Annotated in this window: 12 protein-coding genes; 6 read left to right on the top strand and 6 right to left on the bottom strand. The window is 61.5% G+C overall.

Annotated features, from left to right (window positions below):
• Positions 1–19 precede the first annotated feature (19 nt).
• The 3 genes from hdaA (at position 20) to ppx (ending at position 4,496) form a co-directional block, all read left to right on the top strand.
• Entirely contained in the window at positions 20–709 is a 690-nt protein-coding gene (gene hdaA / locus PZN02_RS19700; protein ID WP_280659564.1) for a DnaA regulatory inactivator HdaA, read from the top strand.
• A 65-nt stretch (positions 710–774) separates the two neighbouring features.
• The gene (locus PZN02_RS19695; protein WP_280661557.1) at positions 775–2,961 is read left to right on the top strand and encodes an RNA degradosome polyphosphate kinase; all 2,187 of its coding nucleotides are present in this window, start codon (positions 775–777) and stop codon (positions 2,959–2,961) included.
• Between the two features lie 11 nt (positions 2,962–2,972).
• Positions 2,973–4,496 carry an exopolyphosphatase gene (gene ppx, locus PZN02_RS19690; protein WP_280659563.1) on the top strand — a complete coding sequence of 508 codons (1,524 nt, stop codon included), beginning with the start codon at positions 2,973–2,975 and terminating at the stop codon, positions 4,494–4,496.
• A 62-nt stretch (positions 4,497–4,558) separates the two neighbouring features.
• Here ppx and PZN02_RS19685 read toward each other — a convergent pair whose 3' ends face one another.
• On the bottom strand, positions 4,559–5,917 hold the full coding sequence (locus PZN02_RS19685; protein WP_280659562.1) for an esterase-like activity of phytase family protein: 1,359 nt from the start codon (positions 5,915–5,917) through the stop codon (positions 4,559–4,561).
• Between the two features lie 188 nt (positions 5,918–6,105).
• On the opposite strand from PZN02_RS19685, the gene PZN02_RS19680 reads away from it, so the two are divergent.
• Positions 6,106–6,513: a DUF2000 family protein gene (locus tag PZN02_RS19680; protein ID WP_280661556.1), complete on the top strand. Its 408-nt coding sequence runs from the start codon at positions 6,106–6,108 to the stop codon at positions 6,511–6,513.
• On the opposite strand, the gene PZN02_RS19675 is transcribed toward PZN02_RS19680, so the two are convergent.
• The 4 genes from PZN02_RS19675 to PZN02_RS19660 form a co-directional block, all read right to left on the bottom strand.
• Positions 6,485–7,546, bottom strand: a complete 1,062-nt coding sequence (locus PZN02_RS19675) for an adenylate/guanylate cyclase domain-containing protein (protein ID WP_280659561.1) — start codon at positions 7,544–7,546, stop codon at positions 6,485–6,487. The genes PZN02_RS19680 and PZN02_RS19675 overlap by 29 nt on opposite strands.
• A gap of 169 nt (positions 7,547–7,715) precedes the next feature.
• Entirely contained in the window at positions 7,716–8,867 is a 1,152-nt protein-coding gene (gene rnd / locus PZN02_RS19670) for a ribonuclease D (protein WP_280659560.1), read from the bottom strand.
• Between the two features lie 78 nt (positions 8,868–8,945).
• Entirely contained in the window at positions 8,946–10,346 is a 1,401-nt protein-coding gene (locus tag PZN02_RS19665; protein ID WP_280661555.1) for a multicopper oxidase family protein, read from the bottom strand.
• A 101-nt stretch (positions 10,347–10,447) separates the two neighbouring features.
• The gene (locus PZN02_RS19660) at positions 10,448–11,683 is read right to left on the bottom strand and encodes an MFS transporter (RefSeq protein ID WP_280659559.1); all 1,236 of its coding nucleotides are present in this window, start codon (positions 11,681–11,683) and stop codon (positions 10,448–10,450) included.
• A gap of 297 nt (positions 11,684–11,980) precedes the next feature.
• On the opposite strand from PZN02_RS19660, the gene aspS reads away from it, so the two are divergent.
• Positions 11,981–13,768: an aspartate--tRNA ligase gene (aspS, locus tag PZN02_RS19655; RefSeq protein ID WP_280659558.1), complete on the top strand. Its 1,788-nt coding sequence runs from the start codon at positions 11,981–11,983 to the stop codon at positions 13,766–13,768.
• A gap of 266 nt (positions 13,769–14,034) precedes the next feature.
• Positions 14,035–14,415 (top strand): rhodanese-like domain-containing protein, encoded by a 381-nt coding sequence (locus PZN02_RS19650; protein ID WP_280659557.1) that lies wholly within the window; start codon positions 14,035–14,037, stop codon positions 14,413–14,415.
• A gap of 168 nt (positions 14,416–14,583) precedes the next feature.
• Here the strand turns inward: PZN02_RS19650 and groL are convergent, their stop codons facing one another.
• On the bottom strand, positions 14,584–16,212 hold the full coding sequence (groL, locus tag PZN02_RS19645) for a chaperonin GroEL (RefSeq protein ID WP_280659556.1): 1,629 nt from the start codon (positions 16,210–16,212) through the stop codon (positions 14,584–14,586).
• Positions 16,213–16,328 lie beyond the last annotated feature (116 nt).

Raw genomic sequence — 16,328 nt, 5'->3', positions numbered from 1 at the left:
CCATTGTCCAGAGTACAGCATGACAAGACGTCCGTTCGAACAACTGCCGCTCGCCTTCGGCCATGATCCGGCAACCGGTCGCGAGGATCTGCTCGTTTCCGACCGGCTGAGTGCGGCCATCGCTATCGTCGACCATTGGCCCGATTGGCCATCGCCTGTCGTCATCATCGCCGGACCGGTCGGCTCCGGGAAGTCGCATCTTGCCAGCATTTGGCGGGAAAGGGCGGGGGCCGAGACGATTCATCCCGTCGCCGGCTCGGATGCCGCCGACATTGCTGCAAGAAAGCCGGTTCTCTTCGAGGATGCCGATCGCCAGGGCTTCGATGATACGGCGCTCTTCCATGTCATCAACAGCGTGCGCCAGCACGGCACCGCGCTACTGATAACATCGCGCCTGTGGCCGATGTCATGGCCGGTGACGCTTCCCGATCTCCGCTCGCGCCTGAAGGCTGCGACGGTCGTCGAAATCGGCGAGCCTGACGACGAGCTGTTGACGCAGGTGCTCATCAAGCTCTTCGCCGATCGCCAGCTTTTCGTCGATGAGCGCCTTGTTGCCTATATCGTCGCGCGTATGGAGCGCTCGCTGGAGGCGGCTCAGACGATCGTCGAGCGACTGGACCACTTGGCACTTGCGCGCGGCACGCGGCTCACCCGCGCCCTGGCGGCGGAGGTGCTGGCAGAGCTTGGAAATCCCCACCTGTCCGATTGACTGTCACAGTTCCGTCGTCAAAGTGGGATAGCGCGTAAGGGTTGGAATAATGGGGTCTGATGGGAATGGATAGCGCGACGTCTGCAATCATGGAACACGAGGCGTCTGCGGAGCAGCTAGACCTGCTGACGAGCCCCGAGCGCTTTATCAATCGCGAATTCTCCTGGCTTCAGTTCAACCGTCGCGTCCTTGAGGAAACGCTGAACACGGCGCATCCGTTGCTCGAGCGTGTTCGCTTCCTGTCGATTTCGGCCGCCAACCTCGACGAGTTCTTCATGGTCCGCGTCGCCGGTATCGAAGGCCAGGTGCGCCAGGGGATTGTGCTTCGCAGCCCCGACGGCAAGACGCCGGCCGAACAGCTCGACGATATTCTCAAGGAAATCGACAACCTGCAGATGGAGCAGCAGGCGTCGCTCGCCGTACTGCAGCAATATCTCGCGAAGGAAGACATCCTCATCGTCCGTCCCGCCTCGTTGTCCGCGCAGGACCGGAGCTGGCTCGCCAACGAATTCGATCAGTCGATCTTCCCGGTGTTGACGCCGCTGTCGATCGATCCGGCGCATCCTTTCCCGTTCATCCCCAATCTCGGCTTTTCGATCGGGCTGCAGCTCGCCAGCAAGACCGGACGCGAGCCGATGACGGCGCTGCTGCGCCTTCCGGTGGCGCTCGACCGGTTTATCCGCCTGCCGGATGTGAAGAATGTCATCCGCTACATCACGCTCGAGGACGTGGTCAGCCAGTTCATCGACCGCCTTTTCCCGGGCTACGAGGTGCAGGGTTCGGGAACCTTCCGTATCATTCGTGACAGCGATATCGAAGTCGAGGAAGAGGCAGAAGACCTCGTCCGCTTCTTCGAGACGGCCCTCAAGCGCCGCCGTCGCGGTTCGGTCATCCGCATCGAAACGGATTCGGAAATGCCGGCATCGCTGCGCCAGTTCGTGGTGCAAGAGCTCGGCGTTCCGGATAACCGCATCGCGGTGCTGCCAGGCCTCCTTGCGCTCAACACGCTTTCGGAAATCACCAGGGCCCCGCGCGAGGATCTGCGCTTCGAGCCTTACAATCCGCGCTTCCCCGAGCGCGTGCGCGAGCATGCCGGCGATTGCCTGGCGGCAATCCGCGAAAAGGACATGGTGGTCCATCACCCGTACGAATCCTTCGACGTCGTCGTGCAGTTCCTCCTGCAGGCGGCGCGCGATCCGGACGTGCTGGCGATCAAGCAGACGCTCTACCGCACCTCGAACGACAGCCCGATCGTGCGTGCCCTGATCGACGCCGCCGACGCGGGCAAATCGGTGACGGCGCTTGTCGAGCTCAAGGCGCGATTCGATGAAGAGGCAAACATCCGCTGGGCGCGCGATCTGGAGCGCGCTGGCGTTCAGGTCGTCTTCGGATTCATCGAGCTCAAAACACACGCCAAGATGTCGATGGTCGTGCGCCGGGAGGAAGGCAAGCTCAGGACCTATTGCCACCTCGGCACCGGCAACTATCACCCGGTGACCGCGAAGATCTACACCGACCTGTCGTTCTTCACCTGCAACCCGGTGATTGCCCACGACATGGCGAACATCTTCAATTTCATCACCGGCTATGGTGAACCGGAAGCTGGCATGAAGCTGGCGGTGTCGCCGCACACGCTGCGCCCGCGGATCCTCAAGCATATCGAGGAAGAGATCGGGCATGCAGAGGCGGGCCGTCCTGCCGCGATCTGGATGAAGATGAACTCGCTCGTCGATCCGGAAATCATCGACTCGCTCTATAAGGCGAGCCGCGCCGGCGTCGAAATCGACCTCGTCGTGCGTGGCATCTGCTGCCTGCGTCCGCAGGTGCCCGGCCTCTCCGACAATATCCGGGTCAAATCGATCGTCGGACGTTTCCTTGAGCATTCGCGCATATTCTGCTTCGGCAATGGCCACGGCCTTCCGTCCGAAAATGCACTTGTCTATATCGGCTCCGCGGATATTATGCCGCGCAATCTGGATCGGCGGGTCGAGACGCTTGTGCCTCTCATCAACCGGACTGTGCACGAACAGGTTCTTTCGCAGATCATGCTGGGCAATCTCATCGACAACCAGCAGAGCTACGAGATTCTTCCGGACGGCACGTCGCGCCGCATGGAAGTCGGCAAGGATGCCGAGCCGTTCAATGCGCAGCATTACTTCATGACCAACCCCAGCCTCTCGGGCCGGGGCGAGGCTCTGAAATCCAGTGCACCAAAGCTGATTGCCGGCTGGAAAAGCGGTTGGCGCAAGTAAACTGGAATTGCATGGTCGAATCTGAAGCGCAGGGGCGTTTGCCCGGCATCCGCCCGGTCTCCGTTGTGGATATCGGTTCCAACTCTATTCGCCTTGTCGTCTACGAAGGGCTCAGCCGCGCGCCGGCGGTGCTTTTCAACGAAAAGGTGATGTGCGGCCTCGGCAAGGGCATCGACGCGACAGGCCGGATGGCGGAGGAGAACGTCGAACGGGCGCTGAAGGCGCTGCAGCGCTTCCGCGCCCTGTCCGATCAGGCGCGCGCCACCACGATGTATGCGCTGGCGACGGCCGCTGCGCGAGAAGCCTCCAACGGTCCGTCTTTCATCGAAAGGGCCGAAGCCATCCTGGGCTGCAAGGTGCGTATCCTCACCGGCGAGCAGGAAGCCCATTTCTCCGCAATGGGCATCGTCAGCGGCTATCACGATCCTGACGGGATCGTCGGCGACCTCGGCGGCGGTTCCCTCGAACTCGTCGATGTGAATGGCAAGCGCATCGGCAAAGGTATTACCCTGCCGCTCGGCGGTATCCGGCTCTTCGAACACAGCAACGGTTCGTTGTCCAAGGCTCGGACTTGGGTCCGCAAGTTCATGAAGGAGGCGGCCGTTCTCAAAGGCGGCACCGGGCGCACGTTCTATGCCGTCGGCGGTACATGGCGATCGATCGCCAAGCTGCATATGGAGACACGCAACTACCCGCTGCATATGATGCAGGGCTACGAGATTTCCTATGACGAGGCGATGTCTCTCCTGCCCGAGGTGATCGAGCCGAAGAACATCAAACCTTCCGCCTACGCGACAATCTCCAAGAGCCGCCGCAGCCTGCTGCCCTTCGGGGCTGTGACGATGCAGGAGGCGCTCTCGATCATGAAGCCGGAGCGAATCTCTTTCTCCGCACTCGGCGTTCGGGAAGGCTATCTCTTCTCGCTTCTTTCTGAAGCCGAACGCCTGCAGGACCCCTTGCTGACGGCCGCCGACGAGATCGCGATCCTGCGTGCCCGCTCGCCGGAACATGCCCGTGAACTCGCGGAATGGACCGGACGCATGGTTACGCACTTCGGCGTGGAGGAGACGGAAGAGGAGAGCAGATACCGTCAGGCCGCCTGCTTGCTCGCCGACATCAGTTGGCGGGCCCATCCGGACTATCGCGGTCTGCAGGCGCTCAACATCATCGCGCACTCGTCCTTTTCCGGCATTACGCATGCCGGCCGGGCCTATATCGCACTTGCTAACTATTACCGCTTCGAAGGCCTTAGCGACGACGGTGCCACCGAGCCCCTCGCGGGCATCACGACGCCGCGCCTGCTTGAACTCGCCAAACTTTTGGGCGGCCTGCTGCGCGTCGCCTATCTTTTCTCGGCATCGATGCCGGGTGTCACGCGCCATCTCGGTTTACGGCGATCGCCGCGCCCGGATGTAGATCTCGAATTCGTCGTGCCGGCGGACTATTCCGACTTTGAGGGCGAGCGCTTGGACGGTCGCCTTCAGCAGCTCAGCAAACTGACGGGCAAGACACTCGCCTTCCATTTCGAGAGCTGATTGGCTCACGCGATTCGTCTGTGAAGAGGCGGCTGCGCGTCGGTCGCGCAGCCGCTTTTTGATCATTCGGCCTTCAGGAATTCTCCGACTTCCAGCAGCACGAACTCATTGTCGTCCGCCTTGTCGATTGCGCGGCCGGCGGAGAAGGGCAGGTTGTTGTCGTTGCCGACGATGATATGCGTGTCGTCAACGCGATCGACATTCTCGATGGTAACGAACGGCATGTCGTAGTAGCCGTCACCGCCGCCCTGGCGCCTTCTGTTGTCCGGATCGGCGATCTTGAGGAGATCGATGTACCCGATCTTGCGTACCGCCTTGCCGGCATTTTCATCCGTCATCTCGATCTTGTAGATGCGCTTGAGCTTGGAGCCGACCGCGACGCAGTCGGGCTTAGGGTCCTTCGGATCTGCGCATGCCTTGTCGACAGTGCCGGCGCCGTTGTCGCGCTCGATGACGAGCGCGGTCTTCTCGTCGAGCACGTTGAAGTCGCCGATCGCCTCGCCGCCTTCGGCGAGCGGATAGAGCCAACTGCGGCCCGTCCATGCTTTGCTCGCGACATCGAGTTCGATGATTCTGAGCGCCGGCCGACCGTTGGCCTGCTCGACCGATTCATTGTCGGTCCAGATCGGCCCCTCGAGCAGGGCATAGAGCTTGCTGCCGTCCTTGGACATCGCCATACCCTCATAGCCGCCGGAACGCTTCAGGTTGAAGGCCGGCATTTTCTTGGACGGGTCCGCTTGCAGCGTCAGGGTGGGATTGTCAGGCGACATGACCGGCTTGCCGTCGACAATGGTCGCAACGACATCGGTCAGTTTGCCGGCCGTGTCGAATTTCAGGACGTAGGGACCGAACTCTTCACCGACCCAGAAGCCGTCGACGACCGGCTGGATCGATTCCACATCGAAATCGGCGCCGGTGAGATAGCGGTTGGCCGAGCCTTCCATGACGATCGGGAACGGTGCTTTGCGGTCCGGATCGGACAGGAATACCGTTTGCAGCGATTCGACCTTGCCGGCTTCCCAGTCGATCTTGAGATGGTGGAGCATCAGCATCGCGTCGGTCGAGTTCAGCTTGTTGCCGAATCCATTATCGGAAAGGCTCCAGAAGGTACCGTCCGGCATCGTCTTGATCCCGGAAAAGCCCTGCATTGGCTGGCCATTGAACGGCAGCGACAGTCCGGTCGGGCGAACGCCGTCCTTGCCGGGCACGCTGGCGAGTTCCACAGCACGCTTCCGGTCGGCCGTCGTGAATTTTCCGGAGGTCTTGAGATAGTCCGCCGCATCAGCCGGTGCCGCGATGATCGTGTTGGCCGGCAGGATCGCATGCGCCTTCAGCGTCGCCGGAAAGACCTTCTCCTCGGCAAGCGCCGTCGTTGTCATCACAAGGGCCAGCGCCGCGGAGGCGAAAAGTGCTTTCGTCATGAAGTTCACCCTGGGTTGGAGGTCTGAGACCGATCCCCGATAGGCGCCTTCGATGACGGCTGCTTGATGCTTGTCTGACAGTCCGATGAAGCTTTGGTGACGTTCGGTGCCTTGCTCGAACGTTCAAGATCTACAGTCACTTCGGGCGTTAGTGTTGGCGGGAAGAATGCGGAGAGAAATTGGTCACGATGTTCGAGACGAAATTTGCAATCGTCCTGCGGGACGACCTCGCCATGTGGCAGAAGCTCAACGTCACGGCCTTCCTTGCCACCGGCATAGTCGGGCAGAAGCCGGAGATTATCGGTGAGGCGTATCGCGATGCCGCCGGCAATGTTTACAACGCGCTAAGTATCCAGCCGATCATCGTCCTGTCGGCAGGCGGGGTGACGCTCGGCGATATCCAGCGGCGGGCTTTGGCGAAAGACGTTCGCACGTCCATCTATGTCGACGAAATGTTCTCGACGGGTCACGACGCCGCCAACCGGGAAGTCTTTTCCAAGTCGGCACCCGACAACGCCCGGGTGGCGGGGATCGCGATCCACGCGGAAAAGAAGCTTGTCGACAAGATCACGAAGGGGGCGAAGCTGCACGGCTAGAAACAACGGCGGACTTCGACCCGCCGTGAAAGATGTCGGCAGGTCGAAGGGAGAACACGCCAAGCTTCTGGCCGCGGCCCTTGACCTCATGTTCGCCGAGATCCTCGCTCCTGACCGAGGCTGGCAGGCGCATGCGCCGCAGGAGATCGGCGGAAATCAGGATCTGCCGATCGAGCGTCCGGCAAAGGCCTTCGAGGCGCGCCGTCATGTTCACCGTGTCGCCGAAGTAAGTGATCTTGTGCCTGTCGACGCCGATCTCGGCGGCAACGATTGTTCCGCCGTGCAATGCGGCGCGAAGGCGAGGAACCTCGCCGTAATCCTTGCGCCAGCGGTGAGAATCCGTCTGGATCCGGTCAAAAATATCGAAGGCGCAGCGAATGCAGGCGGCGTCGGCGATGGCACGATCGAAGGGCCAGGTAATGACCGCTGCGTCGCCGACATAGTCATCGATGGAGCCGCCGTAGCGCAGCACTGGATCGGCCATGGTTGCGAACAGTCTCCCGAGGTATTCCTGGGTGCGCAGATCGCCAAAGCGCTCGGCGAAGGACGTGGAGCCTGCGAGGTCGACAAAGAGGAACACGCGCTCCTCATGCACCGGCTTGCGGTAGCGTCCGGTCAGCAGGCTCAGGAAAACATCGCGGCCGAGCAGTTCGCGCACTCTCAGGACAAAGATGATCGGACCGGAGATTGCAAGCGCGACGAGGAGTACGTTCAGCGATGGCATCATCTCGCCTGGATGGCCCACCAGGCGCAGAAGCGACCCTGCAATTGCGAAGCCGGCATAGACGAGCGCGAAATAGACGGCAATGGAAGACAGCAGAAAGCCTGGCGTCGAAAGGCTGTGAATCTTTCTGTAGAGACGCCGGAAGATGATCCGTCGTTCGAAGGCGAGGATCGGCATGCAGACGAACAGAGCATAGGTCGCGCCGATCAGCGCGCCGTCGCCGTAGACCAGCCACGCATAGGCCACGCCGCTGCCCGCGACGACGAGCAGCAACAGGATGAACTCAAGCGTGGAAAATCTCCAGCGCATGCGCGGAAGCTCCGGAACCGGAAAAACATAAAGGACAATTGCGGATTGGATGGCGATCCGCAACGCATTCACACAGCTCGTCCACGCCGTCCGGCCTGGATCAGCCCTCTCGAAGCGTCCTGGCTATTGCTGGATTCAGGCGGAAAGTTGTTCTCTCACCTGCGGCATTTCAACCGCCGATTTCCATCGCCTCGATCCGCTTGCCGGCGAAGCGCAGCGCGACCTCGCCATTAATGAGCTTCAGGGCCATTTCACCAAAAAGCTCCCGGCGCCAACCCCTGAGCGCGGCCACATCCGCGCTTTCGCCTTCGGCTGCGATTCGGTCGAGGTCCTCGCTGTTAGCGATGATCTTCGCAGCGACGCCTTCCTTTTCGGCGATGAGCTTCAGGAGGACCTTCAGCATTTCGCCCGCTGCCGCAGCACCCTCTGGCGCATGGTTCTGGCGCGGCAGGCGCGGCAGTTCCGCCTTCGGAATCGCAAGTGCCTCGTTCACCGCCTCGACGACAGCCGTGCCTGCGCTGGAACGTTCCCATCCCTTGGGAATGGTTCTGAGCCGACCCAGCGCTTCGGCATCCTTGGGTTGCTGTTGGGCGATCTCGTAGATCGCATCGTCCTTGAGTATTCGTCCGCGCGGGACGTTGCGGGTGCGGGCTTCGCGTTCGCGCCAGGCCGCGACCTTCTGCAGGACCGCCAGCTCTATGGGCTTCCTGACCCGCATCTTGAGCCGCTGCCACGCGTTGTCCGGGTGCAGGTCATAGGTCTCCGGGCTTTCCAGGATCGCCATCTCTTCGGCCAGCCAGGACGACCGCCCCTCGCGGGCGAGTTCTGCAGTCAGATAATGGTAGATCTCCCTCAGATGCGTAACGTCGGCGAGTGCGTAGTCGAGCTGCTTTTCCGTCAGTGGTCGGCGGCTCCAATCGGTAAAGCGCGAAGACTTGTCGATCTGCTCGTTCTTGATGCGGTTGACCAGTTGGTCGTAGGAAACACTGTCGCCGAAGCCGCAGACCATCGCCGCGACCTGCGTGTCGAAGAGCGGATGCGGAATAAGGTTGCCGAGATGATGGATGATCTCGATGTCCTGGCGCGCGGCGTGAAAAACCTTGACGACGTCCGGATTACCCATCAGCGCAAAGAACGGCGCGAGGTCGATGCCGGGCGCCATCGGGTCCACGATCACAGCCAGATCAGGGCTTGCCATCTGGATCAGGCAGAGCTCCGGCCAGAACGTTGTTTCGCGCAGGAATTCAGTGTCGATCGTAATATAACTTGACTGGGCCAGCTGTTTGCAGACGGCCTCTAAATCTACTGTCGTTTGAATCATCGGGTTTTTAATCACTGTGGCGGAAATGCGGCTTGCCCTTCGTGTATCGTTTCGCGGCTGTTGTCACAATCGAAATTGTCAGACCACCTTGAAATAACCGGTCATCCCGGTCTTTTGATGTTCAATGATGTGGCAGTGGATCACCCAGTCGCCCACGTTGTCCGCAACCAGGGCCACCTCCGCCTGTTCGTCCGGCAGGAGCAGGATGGTATCCGTCGGCGGCGGCAGAAAAGTCCGCTTGTTGGAATTCAGAATGCGGAAGCTCAGGCCGTGCAGGTGGATCGGGTGCGCGTGCGGCGTGCGATTGGAAATCTGCAAGATGTAGCTCCCGCCGAGCTTCAATTCCTCGATCGGCGCGATCGGATCCGGCGTGTCTCCAGGCCATGGAACCTTGTTGATCGCCCAGAACGTGTAGCCAAGCGAGCCGCAGATCGAGGGCGTCGCCTCGTGTTCGGCCGTTGCCGTCAGTTCGATCGGAATCCGTTTGGCGATGGAGAGGTCGGCTTCCGCGATCGGATTGGCGGGCAGGGGAGCGATGTCGCGCAGGTCACGCTTCAGCGAGGCTCCCGCCGCCCGAAACGTCGCAATGGTCCAAGGATGCGAGCCGCGGTAGTTGCCGAGCGTTGCTGTCTGGCCCTCACTCTCCGGCATCCGCACGACGATATCCATGCGCTGCCCGGGGCCTAAGTCGAGGCGATCGAGGGGGAAGGGATCGTCGATCGGATTGCCATCGAGGGCGATCACCTTCGCGGCCGCGCTTTCGAGCGCCACCGTGTAGATGCGCGTTACGTCGGTGGCGGCAATCCTCACCCGGACCAGGCCGCCGGCGGGCGCTTCGAACACCGGCTCTCGCTGCCAGTTCGTTGTCCTGACCGTGCCATAGGTACCGCCGCGCGCCGCATCGCGGGGCTTGAACGGGTCGATGAACTTGCCGCCCGTCCCGAGCCGCCAATCGCGGAGGTTAAGGACGATTTCGGCGTCGAAGACCGGGTCATCAGGGTTCTCGACGACGATCACGCCCGCAAGCCCCCGGCCGATCTGCGTCAGCGTGTTGCAGTGCGGGTGGTACCAGAAGGTACCGGCATCGGGCGGTGTGAGGACATAGTCGAAGCTGTCGCCGGGATAGACGTAGGGCTGGGTCATTTCCGGCACGCCATCCATCGCGTTGGCGATCCTCAAACCGTGCCAATGGACCGTCGTCGGTTCGTCCAGCAGGTTCACCAGCCTTGCCGCATAGGCCTCGCCTTTGCGCATCCTCAAGACCGGAGGCGTGCTGGCGTGAGGGGCCTCGCCGAGGCCATAGGTCATGATTTTGGGCGTCACGCCATCGGCCGCGATCCTTGCGTCCGCGAATTGCGCCGTCAGGACCTGCGGATCGGGAGCGGCGCCGTCTCGAGCGGCCACGCCGGCGCCCAAAGCGAAAGCGCCTCCAAGCGCGGCCGAGCCCTGGAGAAACGTGCGGCGGCTAAACATCGGCATCATGGCGTCCCGTGGTGCGGATAAGCGATCGGGCCGTTTCTAAACCTGATTTTCATAATCAGCAATTCGCCCCGCCGGTCATCTTGCCGCAGATTGCGCTGTCACACGTCCTCTCGCTGCTGGCCGCCGGCAAGTTTGTTGAAGAAGGACGAGGTGCGCAGGAGATTGCGAAACGGCATGGCGCGCTCTTCGGTCGGAACCGGTGCACGCGCCGTCATACGCCGCAGCGTGTAGAGCATGAACAGGGCGAGGATCACCGCGGTATAGATGAAGAGCGCCTGCGGTCCGAAGAGGTCGAGCATGAAGGAGGCGAAGAGTGGCCCGATGATCGCGCCGAGCGACCAGAAGAATAGCATGCCGGCGGAGACGAGCGCATGCTGCCCCTCCGCCGCATGGTCATTGGCATGTGCCGAACAGAGCGAGTAGAGCGGCATTGCGAAGGCGCCGAAGGCGAAGATGCCGGCGAAATTCAGCCACTCGTCGCTGCCGGCGCCGAAGGCGAGGAAAAGCCCTGCCAGAAGCGAACCGAGCGTTGCAATCAGAATGATCAACCGCCGGTCGATCTGGTCCGAATAGTGCCCGAGCGGATATTGCAGCACCACGCCGCCGATAATGCCCGCGCTCATGAAGGTCGCGATTGCGGTGACCGACAGGCCGATGCCCTGGGCATAGATCGGCCCCAGCGAGCGGAAGGCCGCGTTCGTAAGGCCGACGACGATGCAGCCGACGGTCGCGAGCGGCGAGATGTTCCACAGCGCCTTGACGTCGAACCGGATCGCCTCCGGGGCGACCGGGCTCGACCGGTCGGCAAAGGAAATCGGCACGAGCGAGAGTGTCAGCGCCATCGAGATGATGGCGAAAAGCTCGAACCCGCCGATGCCGACACCCGGAATCACATATTGCGCGGCGGTGACAGAACCGAGATCGACCAGGCGATAGACGGAGAGGGTACGCGCCCGGTTGGCGTTGGTGACGCTGGCGTTCAGCCAGCTTTCGACGGTCGCAAAGAGGCTCGCGAAACAGATGCCCGCAAGAAGCCGCATCAGGAACCAGAACCACGGGTCGATGAGCAGTACCATCGAGATGGCCGCTGCAGATGCGATCGCGGCCATCGCCGAGAAGGTGCGGATATGGCCGATTGCCCGCAGGATACGGGTGACATAGACGCAGCCGATGGCAAAGCCGATATTGTAGCCGGCACCGACGAGCCCGATCAGCGAGGTCGAAAATCCCTCATCGAGCGCCCGCAGTGAAATGAAGGTTCCCTGCAAACCGTTGCCGCCGATCAGAATGCCTGCGGTGATGAGAAGCGGGATGAGCGGGCGGATCTGGGACATGGGGCAGGAAGCATCCGGATGGCGGCCGCGACTCGAAAGGGAATGCCAGCCTGCTTCTTGTTTAGCGGCGGCCTACCGTCGGGGACAGTAGCGATTTGTGGCCTTTTCCTTTCTTTTTGCGCCACCTGCTTGCAATGACAGTGGCGGCAACAGCGCGCGCCGGCTCACAACTCTTGCCGCCAGAACAAGCCGCGGCCTTGACAAAGCCGGCGCATCATGCGCTTTTCCGCCCGATTTTGATCTGCCGCGCGCCGTCATGCGAGCCTGCGCGGTTTTCTGCAATTCCAGGATAAGACGATGCACCGTTACCGCAGCCACACCTGTGCCGCCCTCCGCAAGTCGGATGTCGGCTCCACCGTTCGCCTCTCCGGCTGGGTTCACCGCGTCCGCGACCATGGCGGCGTGCTCTTCATCGATCTGCGCGATCATTATGGCATGACCCAGGTCGTGGCCGACCCGGATTCTCCGGCGTTCAAGACGGCAGAGACGGTGCGCGGCGAATGGGTCATCCGCATCGACGGAACGGTGAAGGCGCGTACCGACGAAACCGTCAACAAGAACATGCCGACAGGCGAGATCGAACTTTATGCCCGCGAGATCGAGGTTCTGTCGGCGGCCAAGGAATTGCCGCTGCCGGTCTTCGGCGAGCCGGACTACCCGGAAGATGTGCGCCTCAAATACCGCTTCCTGGATCTTCGCCGCGAGACGCTGCATCGCAACATCGTCAAGCGCACCGAGATCATTTCGGCCATGCGCCGAGGCATGAGCGAGATCGGCTTCACCGAATACACGACGCCGATCCTGACGGCTTCCTCGCCTGAAGGCGCGCGCGACTTCCTCGTGCCGAGCCGCATTCATCCCGGCACCTTCTACGCGCTGCCGCAGGCACCGCAGCAGTACAAGCAGCTTCTGATGGTCGCGGGCTTCGACCGTTATTTCCAGATCGCTCCCTGCTTCCGCGACGAGGATCCGCGCGCAGACCGGCTGCCGGGCGAGTTCTACCAGCTCGACCTCGAAATGAGCTTCGTCGAGCAGGAAGACGTATGGGACACGATGGAGCCGATGATCCGCTCGATCTTCACGGATTTCGCCGGCGGCAAGCCGGTGACCGAAAAGTTCCCGCGCATTCCCTATGACACGGCGATCCGCAAGTATGGCTCCGACAAGCCGGATCTTCGCAATCCGATCGAGATGCAAGGGGTCACCCAGCACTTCGCCGGTTCGGGCTTCAAGGTCTTCGCCAACATGATCGCGTCCAACCCGCGGGTGGAGGTCTGGGCGATCCCGGCCAAGACCGGCGGTTCCAGGGCGTTCTGCGACCGCATGAACGCCTGGGCCCAGAGCCAGGGCCAGCCGGGTCTCGGATATATCTTCTGGCGCAAGGAGGGCGAGAAGCTCGAAGGCGCCGGTCCGCTTGCCAAGAACATCGGCGAGGAACGCACCGAAGCAATTCGCACGCAGCTCGGTCTCGAGGACGGAGACGCCTGCTTCTTCGTCGCCGGCGAACCGGCGAAGTTCTATAAGTTTGCCGGCGAAGCCCGCACGAAGGCAGGTGAGGAATTGAACCTCGTCGACCGCGAGCGCTTCGAACTGTGCTGGATTGTCGACTTCCCGTTCTACGAATGGCTGGAAGACGAAAAGAGGATCGATTTCGCTCACAACCCCTTCTCGATGCCGCAGGGTGGCCTCGAGGCGTTGAACGGCGACGACCCGCTCTCCATCAAGGCCTATCAATACGACATGGTCTGCAACGGCTTCGAGATTGCGTCCGGCTCCATCCGTAACCAACTGCCTGAACTGATGGTCAAGGCTTTCGAGTTGACGGGTAAATCCCGGCAGGAAGTCGAGGAGCAGTTCGGCGGGCTCTACCGTGCCTTCCAGTACGGCGCGCCGCCGCACGGCGGCATGGCCTTCGGCATCGACCGCATCGTCATGCTGCTCGTCGGTGCCAAGAACCTGCGCGAGATTTCGCTCTTCCCGATGAACCAGCAGGCCCAGGATCTCCTGATGGGCGCACCATTGCCGGCGACACCGACGCAGCTGCGCGAACTGGCGATCCGTCCGATCCCGCAGAAGAAGGACTGAGGTTCTTAAACGCAAAAAATGCCCGGCGGTCTCCACCGCCGGGTATTTTTATGGCCGAGCGGCTCGCCGCATGCCGCAATTACCACATCCAAATCCGACCGCTGTGCCTACTGCGGTCTGGTCCTCAGACGAGATAAGTTGCTCGGTTCGTCGCGCCGCTCGACCGCTGCCCGAAGTCGCGATCCCGTTCTTCGCCTTGACAGGATTTCCCTCAAGGCGTTTCCTTTCTTCGCTGCTCCATGGCAGCGTTTTGGGTGGAGTGAACGATGGCGAAGAACGTCAAGGACCTGCTAGCGGAAGCAAATAGTGTTGTCCCGAAATTGTCGCCCACCGAGGCGGCCGAGAAGATGCGCTCCGGCGATGTGCTCATCGTGGATGTCCGCGATCCGACAGAGGTACAGCAGACCGGTAAGATCAAGGGCGCCGTGAACGTCTCGCGGGGTATGCTGGAATTTCGCGCGGACCCGGAAAGTCAATACCACAATCCAGCCTTCCAAAAGGACAAGACGGTCCTTCTGCATTGTGCGTCCGGCGGTCGTTCGGCCCTTGCCGGCAAGACGCTGCAGGATATGGGTTACACGGCAGTATTCAACATCGGCGGCTTCAAGGAACTGGTCGAGGGGGGCATCGATACAGAGCCGGCTTGAGGCGCGGCGATCGATCGCTGCATGATTCCTTAAAAACTCAAAGCTCTATAGCGAAATTTGCGCGTCTGATTAGACGCGCGGCGCTGTAGTGGCAGGGATTGAGGCTCGGCGCGTGAAGCACTGGGACGCGACTGCGCCCCCAGTGCTTCTGAGCGTCGACGTTGCGTCTTAGAAATCCATTCCCGGCGCGCCGGGCATTGGAGGAGGCGCTTCCTTCCTCGGTTTCTCGGCGATCATCGCTTCCGTGGTGACCAGCAGGCCGGCCACCGAGGCGGCGTCCTGCAGTGCTGCGCGCACGACCTTGGCCGGATCGATTACGCCCATGTCGAATAGGTCTCCGAATTCCCCGGTCTGCGCGTTCCAGCCGTAGGCGAAATCCGGTTTCTCGCGCAATTTGCCCACGACGATCGACCCTTCGGCACCCGCGTTCTCGGCGATCTGGCGCACAGGGGCCTCGATTGCACGACGGACGATCTCGACGCCGACACGCTGGTCGTCATTGGCCGTCGGCACGTTGTCGAGCGTCTTGACGACGCGCAGCAGTGCAACGCCGCCGCCTGGCAAAATACCTTCTTCGACCGCCGCCCGCGTCGCATGCAGGGCGTCGTCGACGCGGTCCTTCTTTTCCTTGACCTCGACTTCGGTCGAACCGCCGACGCGGATGACAGCTACGCCGCCGGCAAGCTTGGCGAGCCGCTCCTGCAGCTTTTCTCGGTCGTAATCCGACGTGGTTTCCTCGATCTGGGCCTTGATCTGGCTGACGCGTCCGGCGATATCGGCCTTCTCACCGGCGCCATCGACGATGGTCGTCGTCTCCTTTTCGACGATCACTCGCTTTGCCCGCCCGAGCGTATCGATCGTCACGTTCTCGAGCTTTATGCCGAGATCCTCAGAAACCACCGTGCCGCCGGTGAGGATTGCGATATCTTCGAGCATCGCCTTGCGGCGGTCGCCGAAGCCGGGCGCCTTGACAGCAACGATCTTCAGGCCGCCGCGCAGTTTGTTGACGACGAGCGTTGCCAATGCCTCACCCTCGACGTCCTCGGCGATGATCAAGAGCGGCTTGCCGGACTGGATCACCGATTCGAGAATCGGGATCATGGCCTGGAGATTGGAGAGCTTCTTTTCGTGGATCAAAATGTAGGGATCTTCGAACTCGACCCGCATCTTGTCCTGATTGGTAATGAAATAGGGAGAGAGATAGCCCCTGTCGAACTGCATGCCTTCGACGACTTCGAGCTCGATCTCTGCGGTTTTTGCCTCTTCGACGGTGATCACGCCCTCGTTGCCGACCTTCTCCATCGCCTCGGCGAGGTAACGCCCAATCTCTGCATCGCCGTTGGCCGATATCGTGGCCACCTGGGCGATTTCAGCATTCTTTGAGACCTTGCGGGCGTGGGTCTTGAGTTCCTTGACGATCGCGTCGACGGCAAGGTCGATGCCGCGCTTCAGATCCATCGGGTTCATTCCGGAGGCGACGGCCTTGGCGCCTTCCTTGACGATCGCCTGGGCAAGCACGGTCGCAGTGGTCGTGCCATCGCCGGCAACGTCGCTCGTGCGCGAAGCCACTTCGCGCAGCATCTGTGCGCCCATGTTTTCGAACTTGTCCTCGAGTTCGATTTCCTTGGCGACCGACACACCATCCTTGGTGATCCGTGGCGCTCCAAAGGATCTATCGATGACCACGTTTCTGCCCTTGGGGCCCAAGGTGACCCGAACGGCATTGGCCATGATGTCGACGCCGCGCAGCATGCGGTCGCGGGCATCGGTGTTGAATTTGACTTCCTTGGCAGCCATGTGCTCCTCCCTCAACACGGAAACTGTAAGGCGATCGCTAATTGCCCCCGCAACAGGCTACTGGATCACCGCTATCATCACGTCTTCCACGTCCTTGCGTCCACCGGCTCCAAGGC

Origin of the sequence: Sinorhizobium garamanticum, from assembly GCF_029892065.1 — a bacterium.
Classification (GTDB): domain Bacteria; phylum Pseudomonadota; class Alphaproteobacteria; order Rhizobiales; family Rhizobiaceae; genus Sinorhizobium; species Sinorhizobium garamanticum.
This window is presented reverse-complemented; position numbering and strand designations above follow the sequence as displayed.

Coding starts and splice junctions, on each gene's coding strand:
- PZN02_RS19680 (WP_280661556.1), top strand. CDS start 6,106: ATGTTCGAGACGAAATTTGCAATCGTCCTGCGGGACGACCTCGCCATG.
- PZN02_RS19695 (WP_280661557.1), top strand. CDS start 775: ATGGATAGCGCGACGTCTGCAATCATGGAACACGAGGCGTCTGCGGAG.
- groL (WP_280659556.1), bottom strand. CDS start 16,212: ATGGCTGCCAAGGAAGTCAAATTCAACACCGATGCCCGCGACCGCATG.
- ppx (WP_280659563.1), top strand. CDS start 2,973: ATGGTCGAATCTGAAGCGCAGGGGCGTTTGCCCGGCATCCGCCCGGTC.
- hdaA (WP_280659564.1), top strand. CDS start 20: ATGACAAGACGTCCGTTCGAACAACTGCCGCTCGCCTTCGGCCATGAT.
- PZN02_RS19650 (WP_280659557.1), top strand. CDS start 14,035: ATGGCGAAGAACGTCAAGGACCTGCTAGCGGAAGCAAATAGTGTTGTC.
- PZN02_RS19675 (WP_280659561.1), bottom strand. CDS start 7,546: ATGCGCTGGAGATTTTCCACGCTTGAGTTCATCCTGTTGCTGCTCGTC.
- PZN02_RS19665 (WP_280661555.1), bottom strand. CDS start 10,346: ATGCCGATGTTTAGCCGCCGCACGTTTCTCCAGGGCTCGGCCGCGCTT.
- PZN02_RS19685 (WP_280659562.1), bottom strand. CDS start 5,917: ATGACGAAAGCACTTTTCGCCTCCGCGGCGCTGGCCCTTGTGATGACA.
- rnd (WP_280659560.1), bottom strand. CDS start 8,867: ATGATTCAAACGACAGTAGATTTAGAGGCCGTCTGCAAACAGCTGGCC.
- aspS (WP_280659558.1), top strand. CDS start 11,981: ATGCACCGTTACCGCAGCCACACCTGTGCCGCCCTCCGCAAGTCGGAT.
- PZN02_RS19660 (WP_280659559.1), bottom strand. CDS start 11,683: ATGTCCCAGATCCGCCCGCTCATCCCGCTTCTCATCACCGCAGGCATT.